This is a genomic window from Parasphingorhabdus pacifica (assembly GCF_054779195.1).
Map to the genome: position 1 here is coordinate 452922 of NZ_BAAGYS010000002.1, position 22126 is coordinate 475047.

General features: G+C 64.1%; 24 protein-coding genes and 1 pseudogene. 4 read left to right on the forward strand and 21 right to left on the reverse strand.

Annotation, left to right across the window (positions count from 1 at the left end; translation table 11 throughout):
- Nucleotides 1-298: 298 nt before the first annotated feature.
- From ACYVAN_RS02085 to nucS, 3 genes are all read right to left on the reverse strand, one after another.
- Nucleotides 299-574, reverse strand: a complete 276-nt coding sequence (locus tag ACYVAN_RS02085; RefSeq protein WP_460954974.1) for a hypothetical protein — start codon at nt 572-574, stop codon at nt 299-301.
- Nucleotides 575-589: 15 nt separating this feature from the next.
- Complete coding sequence (locus ACYVAN_RS02090; RefSeq protein ID WP_460954976.1) at nt 590-2272, reverse strand: sodium:solute symporter family protein; 1683 nt, start codon at nt 2270-2272, stop codon at nt 590-592.
- Nucleotides 2273-2788: 516 nt separating this feature from the next.
- Nucleotides 2789-3448, reverse strand: coding sequence for an endonuclease NucS (gene nucS, locus ACYVAN_RS02095; RefSeq protein ID WP_460954978.1), 660 nt, complete (start codon nt 3446-3448; stop codon nt 2789-2791).
- Nucleotides 3449-3603: 155 nt separating this feature from the next.
- Here nucS and ACYVAN_RS02100 point away from each other — a divergent pair, with 155 nt between their 5' ends.
- The 3 genes from ACYVAN_RS02100 to ACYVAN_RS02110 all read left to right on the forward strand — a co-directional run bounded on the left by ACYVAN_RS02100 (nt 3604) and on the right by ACYVAN_RS02110 (nt 5728).
- Nucleotides 3604-4137, forward strand: a complete 534-nt coding sequence (locus ACYVAN_RS02100) for an NUDIX domain-containing protein (protein WP_460954980.1) — start codon at nt 3604-3606, stop codon at nt 4135-4137.
- Nucleotides 4138-4229: 92 nt separating this feature from the next.
- Nucleotides 4230-5048: an SAM-dependent methyltransferase gene (locus tag ACYVAN_RS02105; RefSeq protein WP_460954982.1), complete on the forward strand. Its 819-nt coding sequence runs from the start codon at nt 4230-4232 to the stop codon at nt 5046-5048.
- A 32-nt stretch (nt 5049-5080) separates the two neighbouring features.
- On the forward strand, nt 5081-5728 hold the full coding sequence (locus tag ACYVAN_RS02110) for a LysE family translocator (protein ID WP_460954984.1): 648 nt from the start codon (nt 5081-5083) through the stop codon (nt 5726-5728).
- 12 nt (nt 5729-5740) lie between these two features.
- Here the strand turns inward: ACYVAN_RS02110 and ehuA are convergent, their stop codons facing one another.
- From ehuA to murA, 5 genes are all read right to left on the reverse strand, one after another.
- Nucleotides 5741-6550 carry an ectoine/hydroxyectoine ABC transporter ATP-binding protein EhuA gene (gene ehuA, locus ACYVAN_RS02115; RefSeq protein ID WP_460954986.1) on the reverse strand — a complete coding sequence of 270 codons (810 nt, stop codon included), beginning with the start codon at nt 6548-6550 and terminating at the stop codon, nt 5741-5743.
- Nucleotides 6551-6594: 44 nt separating this feature from the next.
- Entirely contained in the window at nt 6595-7257 is a 663-nt protein-coding gene (gene ehuD, locus ACYVAN_RS02120) for an ectoine/hydroxyectoine ABC transporter permease subunit EhuD (RefSeq protein ID WP_460954988.1), read from the reverse strand.
- A complete protein-coding gene (gene ehuC, locus ACYVAN_RS02125) occupies nt 7254-7952 on the reverse strand; it encodes an ectoine/hydroxyectoine ABC transporter permease subunit EhuC (protein ID WP_460954990.1) in 699 nt (232 codons plus the stop codon). The genes ehuD and ehuC overlap by 4 nt, the downstream gene beginning before the upstream one ends.
- A 7-nt stretch (nt 7953-7959) precedes the next feature.
- Complete coding sequence (gene ehuB / locus ACYVAN_RS02130) at nt 7960-8799, reverse strand: ectoine/hydroxyectoine ABC transporter substrate-binding protein EhuB (RefSeq protein WP_460954992.1); 840 nt, start codon at nt 8797-8799, stop codon at nt 7960-7962.
- A 236-nt stretch (nt 8800-9035) separates the two neighbouring features.
- Nucleotides 9036-10292 (reverse strand): UDP-N-acetylglucosamine 1-carboxyvinyltransferase, encoded by a 1257-nt coding sequence (gene murA, locus ACYVAN_RS02135; protein WP_460954994.1) that lies wholly within the window; start codon nt 10290-10292, stop codon nt 9036-9038.
- Between the two features lie 188 nt (nt 10293-10480).
- Here murA and ACYVAN_RS02140 point away from each other — a divergent pair, with 188 nt between their 5' ends.
- A complete protein-coding gene (locus ACYVAN_RS02140; protein WP_460954996.1) occupies nt 10481-11053 on the forward strand; it encodes a cob(I)yrinic acid a,c-diamide adenosyltransferase in 573 nt (190 codons plus the stop codon).
- Between the two features lie 35 nt (nt 11054-11088).
- On the opposite strand, the gene ACYVAN_RS02145 is transcribed toward ACYVAN_RS02140, so the two are convergent.
- From ACYVAN_RS02145 to ACYVAN_RS02205, 13 genes and pseudogenes are all read right to left on the reverse strand, one after another.
- Entirely contained in the window at nt 11089-11559 is a 471-nt protein-coding gene (locus ACYVAN_RS02145) for a GNAT family N-acetyltransferase (RefSeq protein WP_460954998.1), read from the reverse strand.
- 29 nt (nt 11560-11588) lie between these two features.
- Nucleotides 11589-12074, reverse strand: coding sequence for a GNAT family N-acetyltransferase (locus tag ACYVAN_RS02150; protein WP_460955000.1), 486 nt, complete (start codon nt 12072-12074; stop codon nt 11589-11591).
- A gap of 241 nt (nt 12075-12315) precedes the next feature.
- Entirely contained in the window at nt 12316-12762 is a 447-nt protein-coding gene (locus tag ACYVAN_RS02155; protein ID WP_460955002.1) for a DUF2550 domain-containing protein, read from the reverse strand.
- A 12-nt stretch (nt 12763-12774) separates the two neighbouring features.
- Nucleotides 12775-13131 (reverse strand): F0F1 ATP synthase subunit epsilon, encoded by a 357-nt coding sequence (locus tag ACYVAN_RS02160; RefSeq protein WP_460955269.1) that lies wholly within the window; start codon nt 13129-13131, stop codon nt 12775-12777.
- Between the two features lie 256 nt (nt 13132-13387).
- Entirely contained in the window at nt 13388-14821 is a 1434-nt protein-coding gene (gene atpD / locus ACYVAN_RS02165; protein ID WP_460955004.1) for a F0F1 ATP synthase subunit beta, read from the reverse strand.
- A 1-nt stretch (nt 14822) separates the two neighbouring features.
- Nucleotides 14823-15743 (reverse strand): F0F1 ATP synthase subunit gamma, encoded by a 921-nt coding sequence (locus ACYVAN_RS02170; RefSeq protein ID WP_460955006.1) that lies wholly within the window; start codon nt 15741-15743, stop codon nt 14823-14825.
- A gap of 124 nt (nt 15744-15867) precedes the next feature.
- Nucleotides 15868-17391: pseudogene (atpA, locus tag ACYVAN_RS02175) on the reverse strand (F0F1 ATP synthase subunit alpha); the annotation flags it as partial.
- Nucleotides 17392-17470: 79 nt separating this feature from the next.
- Nucleotides 17471-18301: a F0F1 ATP synthase subunit delta gene (locus ACYVAN_RS02180; protein ID WP_460955008.1), complete on the reverse strand. Its 831-nt coding sequence runs from the start codon at nt 18299-18301 to the stop codon at nt 17471-17473.
- 20 nt (nt 18302-18321) lie between these two features.
- Nucleotides 18322-18882: a F0F1 ATP synthase subunit B gene (locus tag ACYVAN_RS02185; protein ID WP_460955010.1), complete on the reverse strand. Its 561-nt coding sequence runs from the start codon at nt 18880-18882 to the stop codon at nt 18322-18324.
- Between the two features lie 32 nt (nt 18883-18914).
- Nucleotides 18915-19172 (reverse strand): ATP synthase subunit c family protein, encoded by a 258-nt coding sequence (locus ACYVAN_RS02190; protein ID WP_460955012.1) that lies wholly within the window; start codon nt 19170-19172, stop codon nt 18915-18917.
- A 59-nt stretch (nt 19173-19231) separates the two neighbouring features.
- Entirely contained in the window at nt 19232-19915 is a 684-nt protein-coding gene (atpB, locus tag ACYVAN_RS02195; protein WP_460955013.1) for a F0F1 ATP synthase subunit A, read from the reverse strand.
- A gap of 342 nt (nt 19916-20257) precedes the next feature.
- Nucleotides 20258-20716, reverse strand: a complete 459-nt coding sequence (locus ACYVAN_RS02200) for a hypothetical protein (RefSeq protein WP_460955015.1) — start codon at nt 20714-20716, stop codon at nt 20258-20260.
- Complete coding sequence (locus ACYVAN_RS02205) at nt 20713-21885, reverse strand: glycosyltransferase family 4 protein (RefSeq protein ID WP_460955017.1); 1173 nt, start codon at nt 21883-21885, stop codon at nt 20713-20715. Before ACYVAN_RS02205 ends, ACYVAN_RS02200 begins: the two co-directional genes overlap by 4 nt.
- Nucleotides 21886-22126 lie beyond the last annotated feature (241 nt).

The following is a 22126-nucleotide window of genomic DNA, read 5'->3' on the forward strand; positions in this document are numbered from 1 at the left end:
CCACCGTTTCAATGGTCGTTGTAATCCTGCAGCCTACGGAATGCTGCCCGGAAACGGCATCCAACCGCCGGACCCGACTCGAATCGTCACGATCATTTGCGGCGGGCAGCTCCACACCGGCCACACTAGCCAGTGCCCCTCACCACTCCGCGCAACCTGCGGGCACAAGCATTCGCCGCAGGCAGACACGTCTACCGGCCCAACCCCGCGAACACCCGGCCGCGAACAGGGCCCGGCGTACAACGGCGCGCCGCCCACCAGCACGGTGAGCGGCGCGCCTCGGCGACACGACGTGGAACTATTCGGCTTCGGACTCCCCGGAAGCGGGGACGATGATCGGACGCAGCCACACCCAGAGGGCGAACAGCACTGCGACGACCACCATGCCGATGCCGCTCCACAGGTTGATGTTCAACCCGTCCGCTTTGGCGAGATCCTCGGCAGAGGTCGCTGCCAACCCCATCACCGTGAGAACAACCCCGTAGATGACGAACAGCAGTGCGATGATCGTCCGGATGTCGAAGGCACCCGCGGTGTGACCGCTCTGCTCAGCGGTCCCTTGTTGACCAGACATGACGGTTGCCTCCTATCAGCCGAAGATGAAGTTGAGCGCGATGGTGATCACCAGGACGATGCCGGCCATCAACCCCGGCCTGCGGTACCAGCCCGCGTCCTCGCCCGAGGTCGAAGCCGTCCTGCTCGCCTTCGGGGTCAACGAGTACACCAGGCCGACCAGTTCGGAATCCGGCTTGGGCCGCGTGACCATGCTGATCGCGACGCTGACCACGATGTCGACCACGAACGCCGCACCGGCACCGACGAAGCTCGCGCCCTGACCCGGCAGGTCCAACACCCCGGTTTCGGCGAGGCCGAAGACCGTGACCGCCGCGACCGTACCCAGCACGAGGCCCAGCCAACCGGCTGTCGGCGTCATGCGCTTCCAGAACATGCCCAGAATGAACGTGGCGAACAGCGGTGCGTTGAAGAACGAGAACAGCTGCTGCAGATAGTCCATCAGGTTCGAGTAGCCCGCCGCGATGAAGGCGGTCCCGACAGCGCCCACGGTCGCACCGACCGTCACCCAACGGCCCATCTGCAGGTAATAGCTGTCCGGCCGGTCCTTGACGATGTAGGACTGCCAGATGTCGTAGGTGAACACCGTGTTGAACGAACTCAGGTTCGCCGCCATACCCGCCATGAACGAAGCGAGCAGCCCCGCCAGCGCAATACCGAGAATGCCGTTGGGCAGCAGATCGCGCATGAGCAGCAGGATCGCGTCGTTGTAGTCGACGTTGCCCTCGCCGCTCACCTTGTAGGCGGTCAAGTCCGGGACGGAGACCGCGGCGATCATTCCGGGGATGATCACGATGAACGGGATCAGCAGTTTCGGGAATGCGCCGATGATCGGCGTGCGCTGCGCCGCGGACATGCTCTTCGACGCCATCGCGCGCTGGACCTCGACGAAGTTCGTCGTCCAATAACCGAACGCGAGCACGAATCCGAGACCGAAAACGATGCCGAACGCGCTGAGGAAGTTGTTCGCAAACCCGGTCAACTCATTACCGGGCCACGCGGACAACTGCCCGGCCCCGCCCGGGCTGTTGGTGACCCTTTCGACCAGGCCGTTCCAACCACCGACCTTGTGCAGCCCCACGAGCGTCAGCGGCAGCAGGGCCGCCACGATGACGAAGAACTGCAGGACCTCGTTGTAGATCGCGGCGGACAGGCCACCGAGCGCGGTGTAGCTGAGCACGATCGCCGCCGCGATCAACACCGACACCCACAGCGGCCAGCCCAGCAGCACGTTGACGATGCTGGCGAGCAGATACAGGTTGATGCCCGCGATGAGCACCTGCGCCGCTGCGAAGCTGATGCCGTTGACCAGGTGCGCGGGTTTGCCGAAGCGGCGCAGCATGAATTCGGGAACGCTGCGGACCTTCGAGCCGTAGTAGAACGGCATCATCACGATGCCGAGGAACAGCATCGCGGGAACAGCGCCGACCCAGAAATAGTGCATGGTCGGCATGCCGTATTCGGCACCGTTCGCCGACATGCCGATGATCTCGATGGCACCGAGATTGGCCGCGATGAACGCCAATCCCGTCACCCATGCAGGCAACGAGCGACCCGACAGGAAGAAGTCCAGGCTCGTCGATACCGAACGGCGAGCGAGGTAGCCGATGCCGAGCACGAACGCGAAGTAGAGCCCGAGCAGCGCGTAATCGACCGCGCTCGCATCGAGCCGCAACTGTTCCTGGGCTAGCACATCCACGCTACCCCACCTCCCGAATCAACAAACTCAAACGATAATCACCACCGTGGCGACAGCAGACGGACAGTACCGCACACCTGAAGGGGCCACCTCGGACCGATACCAATTCGTTGGTTTGAAGACCAGCCGACGCGCCCCGATCCGTCCGAACAGCCGAAACGGCCTCGGCCATGCGGCGACGGCCATTCCGCGAACGAGGTCGGTCGACGCGTCGGCGACACGTTCAACGATGCGCACTCAACTCAACACGAAGCCAACTGCGAACGTGCTGCGACCTCAACGCGGCATCGAGCGAGCAGTCGGAACCGCGCGTTGTCACAGCGTCCGCGAACGAGGAAAACCACGCCAATCCGACGCTGCCGCGTTCTCGACGCTGCCGGCGTTCTCGACGCTGCCGGCTCTACGGGCGTTCTCGAGCTATCGGCGCTTCCGGGACTTGCGACGCCGCCGGCGCTGCTGGGACTCGCCGACAGCGAACGCAGAGCCCCCGGCCCGGCCGGTACGAGGCAGAACGACTCAGAACAGTCGGAACTCGTCCGGCTCGATCCCCCGCAACCGCTCGTAATCCAAGACCACGCACCGAATCCCGCGGTCTTCGGCCAACGTCCGCGCCTGCGGTTTGATCTGCTGGGCAGCGAAGATCCCCGACACCGGCGCCAACAGTGGATCGCGGTTGAGCAGCTCCAGATAGCGCGTCAACTGCTCCACGCCGTCGATCTCACCGCGGCGCTTGATCTCGACCGCAACACTGCCGCCTGCGGCGTCCCTGCACATCAGGTCGACCGGCCCGATCGCGGTGGGGTATTCACGCCGGACCAGTGACCAACCCTCACCCAACGTAGTCACGTGCGCAGCGAGCAATTCCTGGAGGTGCGACTCCACGCCATCCTTGACCAGGCCCGGCTCGGCCCCCAACTCGTGCTTCGAATCGTGCAGCACCTCTTCGATGCTGATCACCAGCTTCTCACCGGCCTTGTTCTGCACCGTCCACACGCCCGGATCCTCGATGAGCCAGCAGGGCGGGCTCATCCAGTTCAACGGTTTGTAGGCGCGGTCGTCGGAATGCACCGACACGGAACCATCGGACTTCACCAGCAACAGCCGCTGAGCCATGGGCAGATGCGCGGTCAAACGACCGATGTAGTCAACCTGGCAGCGGGCAATGACGAGTCGCACCCGGCACAGGGTACGGGCATCGATCCAGAACTCGAACACCCCTCGCCGTGCAACCGGGGTCGCCGTGCGAGCAAGGGAACATTCCTTTCACATGTGGCAGGAATGTTCCCTTGCTCGCACCGCTTCGTGACGGCACGCTCAGGCACGATGTGCGAATGCGACAAACGAGCAGCCGCGAGGTTTACGCGAACGCGTGGATGACGGTCCGGGAAGACACCATCGAACGCACCGACGGTTCCGGCGGCGTTTTCGGCGTGGTGGACAAGCCCGACTACGCACTCGTCATACCGCTCGACGGCGACCATCTGCATCTCGTCGAGCAGTTCCGCTATCCACTAGGCCTCCGCCGATGGGAATTTCCGCAGGGCACGGCACCGGACCGTGCCGAGGTCGCGGCCGATGAACTGGCCGCCAGAGAGCTGCGCGAGGAAACCGGTCTGCGGGCCGGCCGCATGACCGACCTGGGGCTGCTGGACGTCGCGGCGGGCATGTCCAGCCAGCGCGGGCGGGTGTTCTTGGCGACCGAGCTGGCTGCCGGCGAGCACGGGCGCGAGCCGGAGGAGCAGGACATGCGGGCCGGATGGTTCCATCGGGCCGAGTTCGAGCGGATGATCAGCGAGGAGGTGGTCACCGATGCACAGTCGGTCGCAGCGTACGCGCGGCTCCTCCTCCACGAGCGAAACACGTGAAAGTTCTCCGTAGAACTTGGCTTGCACGCCACGGCCAAGGAAGATCAACAACACGAAAGGGCGCATCGGGGGAACGGACAGCGAGGTTCACGTTGCACAGTCGTCCCAGTTGGCAACCAGTCCGGGCAAACCTCGAACGTCCCAGCGACGCACGGGTTTACGACTACTTCCTCGGCGGGTCCTCCAACTTCGCCGTCGACCGCGAGTTCGCCCGCCAAGCGCTGGAGACCTTCCCGGGCATCCGCGAATACGCCCGACTGAACCGGCTGTTCCTCCAGCGCGTCGTACGGTTCTACGCAGACCAGGGCATCCGGCAGTTCCTCGACATCGGCTCCGGCATCCCGACCGTGGGAGCGGTGCACGAAATCGCCCAGCAGATCGCACCCGAATCCCGCGTCGTCTACGTCGACAACGAGGCGATCGCGATCGCCCACAGCCAACTCGTCCTGCAGGACAACCCGAACGCCACCATCGTCCAAGGCGACCTGCGCGCACCGGACCAACTGCTGAACACGCCGGAACTCGCCGCGCTGATCGACCCGAAAGAACCAGTCGGAATTCTCATGCTCTCGATGCTGCACTTCGTCACCGACGACCACGAACTGGCGAACCTGCTCGACCGCTACCGGAAACTGGTCGCCCCCGGCAGCTACCTCGCGCTCTCGCACGGGACCGGCGCCGAACACTCCGAAGTCAGCGCCCTGGCCGACCTCTACGAGAAGACCTCCGAACCCGTCAGGCTCCGCGACCGGCACCAGTTGCGCGAACTGCTTGCCGGGTTCGAAGTGCTCGATCCCGGAATCGTCTTCACCCCCGAATGCCGACCCGATTCGCAAGAGGACATCGGTGAGTTCCCAGAACGTTCGGTCTGCTACGCCGCCGTGGGCCGAAAACCCGAATCAAACTCCTGACAAGCGGCCGAGAACTCCCCTAACCTGGTGCGGTGCCCGCACAACTGGTGCCGTTCCTGCTGTTCGTCATCCTGCTGACGATCATTCCCGGCCCGGACATCGCCCTCGGCCTGCGCAACAGTCTGCGCGGCGGGACGACCGCCATGTGGTGGACCGGACTCGGATGCTGCACCGGGTTGCTCGTGCACGCAGCGGCCTCGATCATCGGACTGTCAGCACTGCTGGCCGCCTCCGCGACCGCCTACACCGCCGTCAAGCTCGGCGGGGCCTGCTATCTCGTGTGGCTCGGCGTGAACACCTTGTGGAAGAGCTGGCGCGACCGGAATCAACCACCTGCGGCGACAACGCCCACCGCGGACCGAACACCCCATCCGGGGCTCACTCGGCTGACAGCGTTCCGACAAGGTCTGCTGAGCAACCTGCTCAACCCCAAGATCGTCCTGCTGTTCCTCACCCTGCTGCCCCAGTTCATCTCTCCCGGCGAACCTCGCGTAGCCACCTCGATCATGCTCACGCTGACGTTTCTCGCTGTGGCGCTGGTGTGGTGGCGAACCACCTCCTGGCTGGTCGGCGGCATGCGCAGGATGTTGAACCGTCGGCGAGTCATACTGACCCTCGAACGCGTGACCGGCGGCGTCCTTGTCGCCATTGGGGTCCGCGTCGCCATCGACGGTGCCTAGAAAGCTACGCGCTCACATCTCGTTGAGCACCGAACGAAGGAACGACTGGGTGCGTTCGTGCTCCGGAGAATCGAACAACTCCGCAGGCGGTTTCCGTTCGATGATCTTTCCACCGTCGAACATCAACACGTGGTTCGACACGTCCTTGGCGAACGCCATCGCATGCGTCACGCACAGCATCGTGATGCCGCTCGACTTGACGACCTCGCGCAGCACATCGAGCACCCCGGCGGCCAATTCCGGATCCAACGCCGAAGTGATCTCGTCCAGCAACAACACGTCCGGATCCATCGCCAACGCACGCGCGATCGCCACCCGCTGCTGCTGGCCACCCGACAACTGCGACGGATACGACTCGAGCTTGTCCCGCAAACCGACCATGTCCAGCAATTCCTCGGCGCGCCCCGCCGCCTCTTCCTTCGACTTGCCCAACACATGAACCGGCGCCTCGGTCACATTGCGCAACACCCGCATGTTCGGGAACAGATTGAACTGCTGGAAAACCATCGTGATCCGCCGCCGCACCCGCCGCACGTGCGCCTCGTCGGCCGCCACCAACCGACCATTCCGCTCCTGATGGAACAGGTAATCGTCGCCGAGCTTGATCGTGCCCGAATCCGGCCTGGTCAACGTCATCAGCATGCGCAGGATCGTGGTCTTACCGGAACCACTCGGCCCGATCAACGTCACCCGCTCACCAAAACCCACCGTGAACGACAGATCATCCAACACGACATTGCTGCCGAACCGCTTGGTGATGTCATCGAACCTGACGAACTCGTCGCCACCGTCCTTCGTCGACGAACCCGCTTCCTCCGTCATCCGTTCCTCCGATCACGACACCCGGCACCCCGCGACTCGACGACTCACACCGCCCGGACCGTCCCGAACCGCCGCTCGACCAACCGCCCCGCATACGCCATGAACAAGGCCACGGCCAGATACAGCAATCCGGCCATGGTGATCGCCTCGAACGGCCGGAACGACTCCGCACTGATCTCCCGCGCCACCGTGAACGGCTCCAACACCGTGATCGCGACCAGCTGCGGAACATCCTTGAACAGCGCGATCAGATAGTTGCCCAGCGCCGGAATCGAACGCGGAATCGCCTGCGGCAAGACCACATCGGTCCACACCCGCCGGATCGGCAGGTTCAACGCCGTCGCCGCCTCCCACTGCCCCGCGGGCACGCCATCTATCCCCGCGCGGTACACCTCACCGATGTAGGTCGCGTAGTGGATACCGAGCCCCACCACCCCGGTCAGCAACGGCGACATCTGGATACCGACCTCGGGCAACACGAAAAACAAGAAGAAGAGCTGCACGATCAACGGTGTGCAGCGGACGAACTCCACGACCAAACCCACCGGCACACTGATCCAGAGGACACTGCTGCGGCGCAGCACAGCGATGACCAACCCCAGAACCAAGGCCAACAAGTAACCCAGCACCGCGGCCTGGAGCGCTGTCCACAAACCGTCCAACAACTGCGGAAATATCCGAACGGCGTAGTCCCAGTCCCAGTTCATGCCCGCGCCCCCGAGTGTCGCCACATGCGCGTGAAAATCCCCGGCTCCGGCTGCCGCCCCACCGACGCGGCCGCCCGAAACTCAACGATCCGCATCAAAGCGAGAAACACCAGCGAAATCAGGCCATACCCCACGAGCAGCCCACCGAACACCAGGGCGGATTGCTGAGTGCCGTTGCGAACGAGCTGACCGTTGAGCGTCAACTCCGGAATCGACACCACCGAAACCACCGCGGACGCCTTCAACAGCTCGATCAGATTATTCGTGAACGGCGGCACCATCGCCACGAACGCCTGCGGCAGAACGATCCGCCACATCCGCTGACCACGACTGAAGTTCAACGCCGTCGCGGCCTCCAGCTGGGCCGTCGGGACCGCCTTGATCGCCCCGCGCACGACTTCCGCGGCATAGGCACCGATGTTCAACGCCAACGCGAGAATCCCCGCCCACAACGGCGCCAACTGCCACCCCAACGCCGGCAACGCGTAAACGAACCAAAACGCCAGCACGATGACCGCAGCGCCGCGGAAGAACTCGATGTAGACGAAACCGATGGCGCGCAGTACCCGCGACTCGGCACCGCGTGCCAAACCCGCCGCGAACGCGAACACCAGCCCCAGCGCAGCACCCCCCAACGTCAGATACAGCGTGAACAACGCACCGTCGAGAAGTCTGCCGATCAACGCCGCGGACATACCCACCTCACAAAGCCGGGGCCCTGCACAGCTCAGCAGCGGTCAGATTGGTCATCTCCTCCTGCGAGAAACCGAACGGAGCCAGAATCGGCAGCAACTCGCCCTCGGCCTTCAACTCCGCCAATACCCGGTTGAACTCGTTGACGATGTTCTGCTGATCCGGCAGGAAAGCGAACGCACCGGCGTTGTACTGCGGCTCACCGTCAACCATCGGCACAAACCCCTCGGTGATCTCCAACGGGGCGCCGGGACGCTTCGACAGCGCGTCCTTCAACGAGATCGTCGTCAGGGCGAAACCGTCGACGCGGCCGGTCAGAACCGCGTCGAATCCACTGGGCTGGTCCGCGTACGGGGTGATGCGATCACCGGGAACCCCGGAACCTTCGGCGTAGTCGGCTTCGACAGCTCCGATCAGGACACCCAGCCGGAAATCCGGTTGGGCAGCCACATCGTCGAACGTGTGCACCCCGTACGGGTTGCCCTGCGGCACCAGGAACGCCGCAGGTGCGTTGTACTCGGGATTGGTGAACAACACCTCGCGGCAGCGGCTCGGCTTCACCGCCATCCCAGCTCCGATCACATCGAACAAACCCACTTTGAGACCGGATATCAACGCACCGAACTCCGACGGGATCGGCACCATTCGCTCCACCCCGAGCCGACGAAAGATCACTCTCGCCAGTTCGGGTGATTCGCCGGTGAGTTCCGCATCTGCATTGATGAACCCGTAGGGAGACTCGTTGGCGAATCCGACCCGGACTTGCCCCCGCTCCCGCAACTCCCGCAGGAGGTCGCCCCCACCTCGCTCGGCACCAAGGTCGACCCGAGAGCACCCCGCACCCAACACGACCGCGCCGCAACCGACGAACCGCAGAAAACTTCGTCTGCCCAGACCGACCGCACACACGAAAACGGCCCCCCTCGTCCACCGACAGAAAGCGCCTGAGACACCCCCACCGCATGTCCCGGGTCACTTCACGTAGGTGTACGCCAGTCAACGGCACAACGCGAGCGGAAACAGCACTGCGTGCCTACAGTTGGGAAAGCGATCAGCAGCCGACGGTAGGCGGGTCCGAAGCGAACCTAGTCGCTCACGCGTTCGATGTGGGCACCCAGCCCGAGGAGATTCTCGACGAAACTCGGGTATCCCCGATCGATGTGGAAGATGTCCCACACCTCGGTGACACCGTCGGAGCACAACGCAGCCAAGACCAGCCCCACCCCGGCCCGGATGTCCGAAGCCCACACCGGAGCGCTCGAAAGGCTCGGCAAACCACGCACCACAGCGTGATGCCCATCGGTGCGGGCATCCGCACCCATCCGCACGAGCTCCTCGATGAAACGGAACCGCGATTCGAACAAGTTCTCGGTAATCATGGACGTGCCGTCCGCGACGGCCGACAAGGCCAACGCCATGGGCTGCAGATCCGTTGGAAACCCGGGGAACGGCAACGTCACGTAATCCACGGCCAACGGCCGGGCATCCATCTTGACGCGGAAGCTCTCGTCCCCGCTGGTGATCTCGGCACCCGCCCTGCGCAACTTCTCCAACACGAGGTTCACGTGGTGCGGATCAACCCCGCGGACCGTGATGTCGCCCTGAGTAGCAGCCGCGGCGAACGCCCAGGTCGCCCCGACGATGCGGTCGCCGATCACCCTGTGCTCGACGGCCTTGAGTGAACTCACGCCGTGCACCGTCAGCGTGGACGTACCAGCGCCCTCGATCTTGGCACCCATCTGCTGCAACATCACGCACAGATCTACGATCTCCGGCTCGCGAGCCGAATTGTCGATCACCGTGGTGCCCTCTGCCAGCACCGACGCCATCAGAATGTTCTCGGTAGCGCCCACGCTGGGGAAATCCAGCCAGATCTGCGCGCCCTCGAGTTCCTCGGCCTCGGCAACCACCGCACCGTGCTCGATTCGGCTGCTCGCCCCGAGCTGACGCAACCCGTTCTGATGCATGTCCAACGGTCGAGAGCCGATCGCGTCGCCACCCGGCAACGTCACGACCGCACGGCGGCAACGAGCCACCAACGGTCCCAACACGCACACCGACGCACGCAGCTTGCCCATCGACGCGGAATTCGCCTCGTGGCTGATCTCCGCGGGTGTCGTGATCCACGCCGTCGAACCCTCGACGACCACCTCGCAGCCCAGGCTGCGCAGTACGTCCCCCATCAACGGAACGTCCAGAATCTCCGGGCAGTTCGTGATCGTCGTCGTGCCTTCTGCCAGCAGTGCAGCAGCCATCAGCTTCAGCACGCTGTTCTTGGCACCGACGACATCGACCTCGCCATGCAGCCTCGCGCCGCCGTGGACACGGAAGTGCTCACTCACGAGCAGCCAGGTTACGGCCCTCCCCACAACCAGAGCTGACCGGGTACGACGCTGCGAGTGCCATCCGCTACCCCCGCTACCGTTGGAGCAAGGGAACCTTCCTGTCACATCTGCGCGAAAAGTTCCCTTGCTCCAACACTTCCGGTCGGGCGGTCCCCCACCACGCCCCGACCACATAGGCTGGGCACATGGCAGTCCACCTCACGAAGATCTACACACGGGCAGGCGACAGCGGCACGACGCGACTGTCCGACAACTCCGAGGTATCCAAGACGGACCCGCGCCTGACCGCTTACGCCGACGTCGACGAGACGAACGCGGTCCTCGGCGTCGCACTGGCAACCGCGTCGTTCGAGCCCGCCATCGTCGAACTCCTCCGGTCAGTTCAAAACGACCTGTTCGACGTGGGCGCCGACCTGTCCACCCCGATCGCCGAGAACCCGAAGTATCCGCCGCTGCGGGTGACCCCCAACTACATCGAGCGACTCGAGAACTGGTGCGACGAGTACAACGCCCGCGTCGGCAAACTCGAATCGTTCATCCTGCCAGGAGGAACCGCCGGCGGAGCTCTCCTCCATCAGGCCAGGTGCGTGGCTCGCCGCGCCGAACGATCCGCGTGGGCGTTGCTCGAAGCCGATTCCGAACGCACCCACGTCCTCCCCGCGAAGTACCTCAACCGGCTCTCCGACCTGTTGTTCATCCTCTCGCGCGTCGCCAACCCCGAAGGTGATGTGCTCTGGAAGCCGGCAGGCAACGCCTGACCGATCTGAACGGGCTCACTTACGGGCCCGTTCGTTCAAATCCACTTGGCGAAACAGGTGCTCTCCGGGTCGTCCTGATAAGCACCGAACTTCGCGATTTCCACATAACCGGACGAGCGGTACAGGGCGATCGCCTCCGGCTGACGCGTCCCGGTTTCCAACAGAATCCTGCTGCATCCCGCGCGTGCGGCCGCAGCTTCCAGTTCAGCGAGCATCACCCGGGACAATCCGCGTCCGCGCGCTTCCGGGACGACATACATCCGCTTCAGCTCGACGTCACCGTTCTCGAACCCCGGCTCGTCGCCATCCCGAATCCGCCAGCCACCGGACGCGACCGCCTCACCATCGAGGTAGCCGAGCAAGAACAAACCCCGCGGGGTCGAAAACTCCTCCGCACGCACAGGAGTGATGTCCGACTCGCCGTAGCGGACCACATACTCCTGCTGAACCTTCTCGACCAAACGCTGCGCTTCCGGATGCTCGTACGCCACGATCTCAATCCGCACGGTCCCAGCTTACTCAGGAACGCCGACTGTCAGTCCAGCACTTTCTCGAACCAGTGCTTGGCATAGGCATTGTCGTTGTAAGCCGGAACCTCCAAGTAGCCCGCCGAAGCATAAAGTGATCTCGCTTCTCCCAATTCATCCGCAGTGTCCAGCACGAGACTGCGGAAACCATAACTCCGAGCATGTGACTCCAGCTCACGCAGCAACAGCCGGCCAGCACCCCTCCCGCGGGCCTCGGGCGCTATCCACATCCTGCGAATCTCGCCGACGCCGGGACCGGCTGACCGCAGCGCACCACACCCGGCAACGACACCCTCAGCTCGAACCACCAGGAACACCCCGGCAGGAGGGACGAAGTCCCCCTGCTCAGGAGGCGCCGCCTTCGACGTGTCAAAGCCGCCCGGGAAACGCCCATCCAGCTCCGCCACATACTGCTGCAACGCATATCGAGCGTCCGGGCTGTCAATATCCTCAGGTTCGATCGTCAGCGATCGCTCGGAAGAAGTCTCAGTCACCCTCCCAGTGTCACGCCTCCGCCGGTTGAACTCCAGCTCCCGCAACGAATACGCCGATCCGTTCACACCTCCACCGGTACCGTCACTGAGCGACGACCCTCGTCGTGCTTGCGCCCCCACTCGCCCCCGTCATGAGCAAGGGAACCTTTCTTCCACGAGTGGAAGAAAGGTTCCCTTGCTCTCACATGAAAAAGTCGGGGCCCGAACGGGCCCCGACCTCACACAACTCACCACACCATGCTCACGATGCCCGAGGCACCGACTTGCCCGGCGGCGTCGACTCCAACCAGGACAGGAAACCCGTCAGCGCATCCGCGCCCATCGCCAGTTCGAGGCGGTGCTCGGCGCTGGACAGCTCAAGAACGGTCGCGCCGGGCGGCATCGAATAAACCTCGGCCGTCGACGGATCGCGTCGGGACCTGATCTCGACCTCACCCCGGTCGAGCACGCAGTTGGGACCGGACCGCAAGCTCAACACCCGGTACCAGGCGAACACTTCACCCTGATAGTGCGCCACGCCGAGGTGCCAACCGCGGCCACGGTCATCCTGCTTGACCCGAAGAGCCACATCGATCCCACCAGCTCTCAGCTCCCGCATCCGCCGCCAAGCCAGCAGCCAGACAGCCAGCGACGCCAACAACAGCACCGCAACTGTGCCTACCACTAACCACACGACGGGGGAGCCCATGAACGCAGCCTGTCAGGACGAGTGCCCGGCCGCCCGAAGTCGACTCTGAGCCCTGGCCCTCTCCTGCTCATCACCACGTTCGGCATCAGCCCGGGCCTGGGTCACATCGATCTCCTGAGCGAGCTCGGCGGACTCCGCCAACACGCTCACACCATCGGCGGTAACCGAGAGGAAGCCACCGTGCACAGCAGCGACGACGATCTCCTTCTCCGGGGTCGTGATCTTGACGATCCCGCCCTCAATGAGCTGCCCGAGCATCGGTTCGTGCCCAGGCAAAAGTCCGATCTCGCCCTCGGTCGTCTGGGCGACTACGGCGGTCGCTTCACCAGACCACAGACGGCGCTCGACGGCGACCAGTTGGACGGACATGTTGGCCACGCGCGTCTCCTTTGTCGGGTGTGTGCCCGCAGTCTAGCCAATGCCTGCAGGGCGATCTTGCCCGGCCAGGCTCGACGGGTCCCGGCCCGGGAGGGTTGGAAGCAAGGGAACCTTACTTCCAACCCTGAATCAAAAGTTCCCTTGCTCTCACTGCACCGAAAAAAGGGGTCGGAGCCCGCAACGGACCCCGACCCCCTGCAGTGTTGGGTGCCACCACGACCTCAACGGCCCGGGCGAGACCCGATACTCACTTTTCGCTGAGCTTCTTGTACGCCTGCTCCAGGTCCTCCAGACCACCGATGGACAGGAACGCCTGCTCCGGGTAGTGGTCGAAGTCGCCCTTGCAGAGCTTGTCGAAGGCCTCGATGGTCTCCTTCGTCGACACGAAGGACCCCTCCTGGCCGGTGAACTGCTTGGCGACGAAGAAGTTCTGCGACAGGTAGCGCTCGATGCGGCGAGCACGAGCCACCGTCACCTTGTCCTCTTCGGACAGTTCGTCCATACCCAGAATGGCGATGATGTCCTGCAGCTCCTTGTACTTCTGGAGGATCCGCTTCACTGCCTGCGCCACCCGGTAGTGCTCCTCGCCGACGATCGCCGGGTCGAGGATGGTGGAGCTCGAGGTCAGCGGGTCCACCGCCGGGTAAATACCCTTCTGCGAAATCGGCCGGGAAAGCTCCGTCGTCGCGTCCAGGTGGGCGAAGGTCGTCGCCGGCGCCGGGTCGGTGTAGTCGTCCGCCGGCACGTAGATCGCCTGCATCGAGGTAATCGAGTTACCCCGCGTCGAGGTGATCCGCTCCTGCAGCTCGCCCATCTCGTCGGCCAGCGTCGGCTGGTAACCCACCGCGGAAGGCATCCGGCCCAGCAGGGTCGACACCTCCTGACCGGCCTGGGTGAACCGGAAGATGTTGTCGATGAACAGCAGCACGTCCTTGTTGGCGACGTCGCGGAAGTACTCCGCCATCGTCAACGCGGACAGCGCCACCCGCATACGGGTGCCCGGCGGCTCATCCATCTGACCGAAGACCAGCGCGGTGTCGGCGAGCACGCCGGACTCCGCCATCTCCACCCAGAGGTCGTTGCCCTCACGGGTACGTTCACCGACACCGGCGAACACCGAGGTACCACCGAAGTTCTTGGCGACACGACGGATCATCTCCTGAATGAGGACCGTCTTGCCGACACCGGCACCACCGAACAGGCCGATCTTGCCGCCCTGAACGTACGGGGTGAGCAGGTCGATCACCTTGATGCCCGTCTCGAGCACCTCGGTCTTGCCCTCGAGCTGGTCGAAGGCAGGAGCCTTGCGGTGGATGGACCAACGCTCGGCATCCGAGCCGTAGCCGGGCTCGTCGAGGCAGTGACCCAGCGCGTTGAACACGTGGCCCTTGACGACATCGCCGACGGGGACGGAAATACCCGCACCCGAGTCGGCCACCTCGGCTCCACGGATCAGCCCCTGGGTGGGCTGCATGGAAATGGTGCGGACCACGCTGTCACCCAGGTGCTGGGCGACCTCCAGCGTCAAAGTCTTGGCCATCGCCTCGGAGGTGATCTCCGCGGTCAAGGCGTTGTTCAGGTCCGGCACCTGGTCGCGTGGGAACTCAACGTCCACGACCGGGCCGAGAACCCGGACGACGCGACCGGTGCCAGTAGCCGTGCTAGTGGCAGTAGCAGTCATGTCACTCACTTCCTGCTGACGAGAGCGCCTCGACACCACCGACGATCTCGCTGATTTCCTGGGTGATCTGGGCCTGGCGAGCCTGGTTGGCCTCACGGCTGAGGTTGCCGATGATCTCGTCCGCGTTGTCCGTCGCGGACTTCATCGCCGTGCGCCGGGCGGCGTGTTCCGAAGCAGCCGAGTCCAGCAGAGCCGCGAACAACCGAGTGTTGATGTACTTCGGCAGCAACGCCTTGAAGAGGATCTCGGGGTCGGGCTCGAACTCGTACATCGAACGCGGCTTGGTGGAAGGTTCGTACTCGACCTCCAACGGTGCCACCCGCGTGACGGTGGGCTTCTGGGTGAGCATCGAGACGAACTCGGTGTTCACCATGTGTAGCTCATCCACCCCGAGGGTACCGTCCGAACCGCCGTCGTCGAGGTAGTCATCGGCGCCCGCCAGGAATGCCTTGACCAGGGTCTCGCCGACGTCCGCCGCGTGGACGTAGTCGGGACGGTCGGAGAAGCCGGCCCACGACTGGGCGATCTGCCGCCCGCGGAACCGGTAGTACGCCTCGCCCTTTCGGCCGATGACGTAGAGCACCGGGTCCTTGCCCTGCTCGCGCAGCAGAGTCTGCAGCTCATCGGCCGCGCGAAGCACGTTGGCGTTGTAACCGCCGCAGAAGCCGCGGTCACTGGTCACCACCAGCACTCCAGCACGCTTCGGATTGCTCCGCTCGGACAACAACGGGTGATCGAGCGAACTCACCCCTGCGAGCTCGGACAGCGCCGAGGTGATCTCCTCCGCGTACGGACGAGACGCCTCCACCCTGGCCTGGGCCTTCATGATGCGCGAGGTAGCAATGAGCTCCTGCGCCTTGGTGATCTTCCGGGTCGACTTGACCGACCGGATGCGGTCTCGAAGTTCTCGAAGTTGAGCCATGGCTATCCGGTCACTTCTTCGGGTCGGGCTTGTTGACCTTCACGGTCGCCTGCCCGACTGCCTCGGCATCAAGTGCTTCGGTCTGCTCTTCGGCGGGCGCAGCCGAGGAACCGTCAGAAGCGGTGAACTGCTTCTTGAACTCCTCCACCGCCTCAACCACGTTCTTGGTGCCGTCGTCGGAGAGCTGCTTGGTCTCGACGATGTCCTTGAGAACGGTTTCCTTGGTCCGGCGCAGGTACGCCAGGAACTCGGACTCAAAGCGACGTACGTCCTCGACCGGGACGGTGTCCATGTGCCCCTGGGTTCCCAGGAACAGCGACACGACCTCTTCCTCCACCGGCATCGGCTCGCCCTGACCCTGCTTGAGGATCTCCATCAGACGAGCACCGCGGTCGAGCTGGGCCTTCGACGCCGCGTCCAGGTCCGAAGCGAAGGCGGAGAACGCCTCCAGCTCACGGAACTGCGCCAGGTCGATCTTCAGCGAACCGGTGACCTTCTTCATCGCCTTGATCTGCGCGGAACCACCGACACGGGACACCGAGATACCGACGTCGATGGCCGGACGCTGCCCCGAGTTGAACAGGTCGGACTGCAGGAAGCACTGACCGTCGGTGATGGAGATGACGTTGGTCGGGATGTACGCCGACACGTCGTTGGCCTTGGTCTCGATGATCGGCAGACCCGTCATCGATCCGGCCCCCATCTCGTCGGAGAGCTTCGCGCAGCGCTCCAGCAGGCGGGAGTGCAGGTAGAAAACGTCACCCGGGTAAGCCTCGCGGCCCGGGGGACGACGCAGCAGCAGCGAGAGCGCCCGGTAGGCCTCGGCCTGCTTGGTCAAGTCGTCGAAGACGATCAGAACGTGCTTGCCCTGGTACATCCAGTGCTGGCCGAGGGCCGAGCCCGCGTAAGGAGCCAGCCACTTCAGACCGGGCGAATCCGACGCCGGAGCGGCCACGATGGTGGTGTACTCCATCGCGCCGGCCTCTTCCAGCGACTTCTTCACGCCGGCGATCGTGGAGCCCTTCTGGCCGACTGCGACGTAGACGCAGCGAACCTGCTTGCTCGGGTCGCCGCTCTCCCAGTTCTCTTTCTGGTTGATGATCGTGTCGACCGCGACCGTGGTCTTACCGGTCTTGCGGTCACCGATGAGCAGCTGCCGCTGCCCCCGGCCGATGGGGGTCATCGAGTCGATCGCCTTGATGCCGGTCTGCATCGGCTCGCTCACGCCCTGTCGCTGCACGACCGTGGCGGCCTGCAGCTCGAGTGCGCGCTGCTCTTCGGCAGTGATGTCGCCGAGACCGTCGATGGCCTCGCCCATCGGGTTCACGACACGACCGAGGAAGTCGTCACCCACCGGAACCGACAGCACCTTGCCGGTCCGCTTGACTTCCTGGCCCTCCTCGATCTGGGAGGAGTCGCCCAGGATGACCGCACCGATCTCCTGCGCTTCCAGGTTCATCGCGACGCCGTAGATGCCGCCAGGGAATTCCAGCAGCTCCTCCGTCATAGCCGAAGGCAGGCCCTCGACATGGGCGATGCCGTCACCGGTATCGGTGACGACCCCGACCTCCTCGCGGCTGACCTCCGGGGAGTAGCTGGAGACGTACTTCTCGATCGCACTGCGGATCTCGTCCGACGAGATCGTCAGCTCCGCCATGTCTCGTTCCTGCTCTCGGTTCGTTCTTGGGAAGGAAGTTCGTGTTCGGCTGCCACCGGCCTCGAGGGCCTTACTCGGCGAGGTCGCGCCGGAGGGCTTCCAGGCGTCCCTTGATGCTGCCGTCGATGATCTCGTCACCGATCTTGATCAGCAGCCCGCCGCCGACATCGGGGTCTACTTCGAGATGCAGCGCGACCGGCCGCGAGTAGATCCGTTGCAGCGTGGACGCCAAGCGTTCCTGCTGCGCATCGTCGAGCGGGATGGCAGACCGAACGTAGGCCACCGACCGTTCCCGGCGCTTGGCGGACAACTCCGCCAGCTCTTCCAGACCTTCGCTGACACGTCGCCCGCGAGCGTGGCTCACGAGCTGGCGAACCAAGGTCTGCGTAACCGGTTCGACCTTGCCGTCGACCAGCTGGTCGACCACCTGTTCCTTGGTTTCGGCAGCGCCCGTCGGGTCCGACAGCACGCGCTCCAGCTCCAACTCGCCGCCGATGATCCGTCCCAGCCGGAAGAGCTCGTCCTCCACGGCATCGAGGCGACCCGCCCGTTCAGCCTGCACCAGCAGGGCGATACGGGCGAGACGCTCGAAGCCACTGATCAGGTCCTTGGCACTCGACCAGCGGGAACGGACTGCTTCGACCACTACCGGAAGCGACCGGGCACCGAGTTTGTCCGCGAGGAGCCCGCGGGCCAGTTCTTCCCTGGACCGCGGGTCCGTGGACGCGTCGGCGAGAGCGCGCCGCAGCGTGGACTCATGGCCCAGCAGGGCGGCCACGCCGAACAGCTCATCGGCGAGCCCGGTGATCTCCGCGGCCGCGGCCCCGTCGGTGGCCTGCAGCAACTGCAGCTCGGTGGCTGCCAGTGCATCGCGACTCGCGGCGTTCACGAGGGTGCTCAACTCTCAGCGCCTTTCACTCTTCAGGCCTTCGTCGATCCCGTGGCCGGAGCCGACGTGGACTCGAGGTCGTCAAGGAACCGGTCCACCGTGCCGCGCTGACGAGCCTCGTCCTCCAGGGACTCACCCACAACACGCCCGGCAAGGTCGACCGCCTGACGCCCGAGGTCGGCACGTAGTTCGGCGACGATCTGCGAACGCTGCGCGTCCAGTTGCGCCTGTCCCTGCGTGACGATCCGTTCGGACTCCGTCTGCGCCTGGGTTCGCATCTCTTCGACGATCTGCTGCCCCTCGGCACGGGCGTCATCACGGATCCGAGCGGCCTCGGCACGCGCTTCGGCCAGCTGGGACTTGTACTGCTCCAAGGTCCGCTGGGCCTCTGCCTGGGCCTCTTCCGCCCGTGCGATCCCGCCTTCGATCCGCTCACTGCGCTCCGCGTAAACCTTCTCGAAACGCGGAACCGCGTACTTCCAGAGCACGAACAGCAGGATCAGGAAGGCGATCAGGCCGACCACGATTTCGACAGGCTCGGGAATGATCGGATTGTGTTCCCCAGCCGCGGCCAGCGGCATCTGCGTCTTCACCACAACGTCTCCCTACGCGTTGAGCGGTTGACTCAGCCTGCGGAAGCGATGAAGTAGACGACCAGACCGATCAGGGCCAGCACCTCGACGAGGACGAAGGAAATCCAGGCGATGCCCTGCAGCTGTCCCTGGGCCTCCGGCTGGCGGGCCGTGCCGTTGATGACCGCGGCCCAGATCAGGCCGACGCCAACGCCGGGACCGACGGCACCGAGGCCGTAGCCGATAGCGGCCAGACCGGGGTTGATGTTGGTCGCAGCTTCGGCGGCCTGCGCAAGTACGATGTTGCTCACTTTCACTACCTTTCAACTCGGTCCGCACGATCGTGCGGATCGGAGGTCTTGGTCTTCTCTCAGTGCTCCTGAGCCAGCGCACTACCGATGAAGTTCGCCACCAGCAGCGCGAAAATGTAGGCCTGCAGCACCTGGATCAAGGCTTCGACAAACGTCAAGGCAATGGCGAAGGCGAAAGCGACGATCGAAACCGGCTTCAGCGCCGCGCTCGCTTCGAGCAGCAGGAACTGCCCACCGACCGTGAACACCAACAGGATGAGGTGCCCGGCGAACATCGCGGCGAAAACCCGGATGGCGAGCGCTACGGGCTGCGCCACGAATTTCTGAAAGAACTCGATCGGGGACAGCAGGATGTAGATCGGCTTCGGCACCCCGGGTGGGAACATGACGTGCTTGAAGTAGCCGATGAATCCGTGTCGCCTGAATCCGACCGTGTGGATGACCACGTAAGCCACGAGGAACAAGGCGATCGGGAATCCGATCCGCGACATCGTGGGGAACTGGATGAACGGGATAATCCCGTAGATGTTGTTCACCAGGACGAAGGAGAACAGCGCGAAGATGAGCGGGACGAACGGTCGGAAGTTCTGCGACCCGATCTGATCACGCGCGATCTTGTTCCGGCTGAACTCGTACACGAACTCCGCCGCGAACTGGGACTTGCCCGGCACCAGCTTGAGGTTCCGCGTGGTGATCAGGAAGTACGCACCGACGATCAGCACCGACAGTGCGACCAGCACCATCGGCTTAGTGATTCCACCTACGATCGGCGGGAGGACAAAGCTATCGGCACCTGGTGGTACGAACTGTCCACCTTCGGCCAGCACCAGCGCGCCCAACTGGGCTCCTTCCGGTTCTCCCGGCCGGCATTCACTCCGCCGGGGGAATCGTCACGATTTGCACTTAACGTACCTGATACGCCTTCTGACTCTTGGGGGGCCCCACCCTACTGAGCGACCGGACTAGCCGGACGACCCGGGGGTCGAGCCCATACCCAGGAAGAGCGTTGCTGCAGCGGACCATACCAGCGAGTAACAAGTACCCGAAGAGCAGTGCCGTCTCCGCGGCAGTCCAAGATCGAAAGCCTAGCTACCAGGCACGATAGTGGGAATCTTGGTCTTTTTGAACGCGAACACCTCTGCGCCCGCCCACACCATAATGGTCGCCAACATCGTGAACGCGAGTGCTTCGGTATGCACCCCTTCGATCCCTCGCAGAAGTGTCATGACCACCAGTAACACGACCATCTTGAGGACATAACCACCCAGAGCCGCCGCCATGACGAACATCGGGTTCATTCCACCTGTCCATCGCATTAAGCCGATGGTGACCAGCGAGGATGCGAAGGCGACCGAGCCGCCGACCAAGGCCCCCACCGCCCCCGGCGTGCCAACCATCACAGCAGCGATCACCACACCGAGCAGGACGGTGACAGCACCGGGCACCAATGCTGTGCGCAACATCGCATTCGCGAGCGCGCGCACCGACGCGGCGTGTGGGTTCTCGGTCTCGCCGACCTGCGACGAACCGGTCGCTTCGCTCATGAACTCTCTCGCTCAGATTCTCGGCTGGCCCGCAAACGCGGGACAGCCGAAATAATACCGGCAACCAACACGCCCGAACCCGCAACCCACGCGACCACGGCCGTGTTGAACAGCGTCAACGACACCGTTCCCAGCGCGATCACAGCTGCCCACAGGTAGATGAGCAGGACCGCTCTGCGTTGCGAATGCCCGATTTCCAACAGCCTGTGGTGCAAGTGCATCTTGTCCGCGTGAAACGGGCTCTTACCTGCCCGCGTACGGCGCACAACGGCCAGGCTCAGGTCAAGCAGCGGCACGAACAGCACCGCTGCCACCACCAGCAACGGCGACAACAACGCCACCGTGTCCTTCAAACCCGAGTAGTCGAGCTTGCCGGAGGCCGTCGTGCTAGCGGTCGCCAACATCAGACCGATCAGCATCGATCCCGAATCACCCATGAAGATCCGCGCCGGCTGAAAGTTGAACGGCAGAAATCCGAGGCAGGCACCCGCGATGGTCGCCGCGATCAGCGCGGGCGGATACGCCGTGACATCACCACCGTGCCTGTCGAGCAGCCCGAGGCAGAAGATGCACGTCGCGCTGGCCGCGATCAGGCCGATTCCGGAAGCGAGCCCGTCGAGGCCGTCGACGAAGTTCATCGCATTGATCATCGCGACCGTCAGCAGCACCGTCAGCAGCTGACCCTGGTCGCTACCGAGCACCACCCACTGGCCGAGTTGGTCGTTCGAACTGCCCCACGGCACCCAGAAGCTGAACCACTGGACGCCCATCAGGACGAGAATCCCCGCTGCCGTGACCTGCCCCGCGAGTTTGGTCAGCGAGTCCAGCTCGAACCTGTCATCGAGCGCGCCAACCAGAACGATCAAGCCACCGGCCAGCACGACCGCGAGCGAATCCTTCGAGTAGTCGAAACTGCGGGACAACGCCGGAAGGTTGCTGGCGAGGAACATCGCTGCCAGCACGCCACCGTAGATCGCCACCCCACCCATGCGCGGCATCGGCTTGAGATGAACATCACGTTGTCGCGGGTAGGCGACCGCACCGACTCGGATCGCGAACAGCCGGATCAGCCCGGTCAACAGGAAAGTGACCGCCGCCGCGGTCAGACTGACCAGCAGGTACTCCCTCGCCGGGAGTCCGGCCGGTGCCCAAATGGGTACGTTATCCATACCGGCGGCTCACCCTCGCGGATCGATATCCCACGCCGAGGTTCTTGTTCAGCCCCCAGAACGGCATCTTCAAGCCTGGCGCTCCTCATCGCTGTCCACGTTGCACATGCGGGCGTAACGCTATCGGCCCGACAGCGCCCACCCGGCGACCGGTCCGCAACAGCGAAGATCGTCTTCGCGTCGGATTCGGTCCGTTGGAGCAAGGGAACCTTTCTTCCACATGTGGCAGAAAGGTTCCCTT

What these genes read in the sequence shown, in the direction of transcription:
- ACYVAN_RS02085 (WP_460954974.1), bottom strand. Translation starts at nt 574, where the DNA reads ATGTCTGGTCAACAAGGGACCGCTGAGCAGAGCGGTCACACCGCGGGT.
- ACYVAN_RS02100 (WP_460954980.1), top strand. Translation starts at nt 3,604, where the DNA reads ATGCGACAAACGAGCAGCCGCGAGGTTTACGCGAACGCGTGGATGACG.
- ehuA (WP_460954986.1), bottom strand. Translation starts at nt 6,550, where the DNA reads ATGACGGAGGAAGCGGGTTCGTCGACGAAGGACGGTGGCGACGAGTTC.
- ehuD (WP_460954988.1), bottom strand. Translation starts at nt 7,257, where the DNA reads ATGAACTGGGACTGGGACTACGCCGTTCGGATATTTCCGCAGTTGTTG.
- ehuC (WP_460954990.1), bottom strand. Translation starts at nt 7,952, where the DNA reads ATGTCCGCGGCGTTGATCGGCAGACTTCTCGACGGTGCGTTGTTCACG.
- ACYVAN_RS02140 (WP_460954996.1), top strand. Translation starts at nt 10,481, where the DNA reads ATGGCAGTCCACCTCACGAAGATCTACACACGGGCAGGCGACAGCGGC.
- ACYVAN_RS02155 (WP_460955002.1), bottom strand. Translation starts at nt 12,762, where the DNA reads ATGGGCTCCCCCGTCGTGTGGTTAGTGGTAGGCACAGTTGCGGTGCTG.
- ACYVAN_RS02160 (WP_460955269.1), bottom strand. Translation starts at nt 13,131, where the DNA reads ATGTCCGTCCAACTGGTCGCCGTCGAGCGCCGTCTGTGGTCTGGTGAA.
- atpD (WP_460955004.1), bottom strand. Translation starts at nt 14,821, where the DNA reads ATGACTGCTACTGCCACTAGCACGGCTACTGGCACCGGTCGCGTCGTC.
- ACYVAN_RS02170 (WP_460955006.1), bottom strand. Translation starts at nt 15,743, where the DNA reads ATGGCTCAACTTCGAGAACTTCGAGACCGCATCCGGTCGGTCAAGTCG.
- atpB (WP_460955013.1), bottom strand. Translation starts at nt 19,915, where the DNA reads ATGGTGCTGGTCGCACTGTCGGTGCTGATCGTCGGTGCGTACTTCCTG.
- ACYVAN_RS02200 (WP_460955015.1), bottom strand. Translation starts at nt 20,716, where the DNA reads ATGAGCGAAGCGACCGGTTCGTCGCAGGTCGGCGAGACCGAGAACCCA.
- ACYVAN_RS02205 (WP_460955017.1), bottom strand. Translation starts at nt 21,885, where the DNA reads ATGGATAACGTACCCATTTGGGCACCGGCCGGACTCCCGGCGAGGGAG.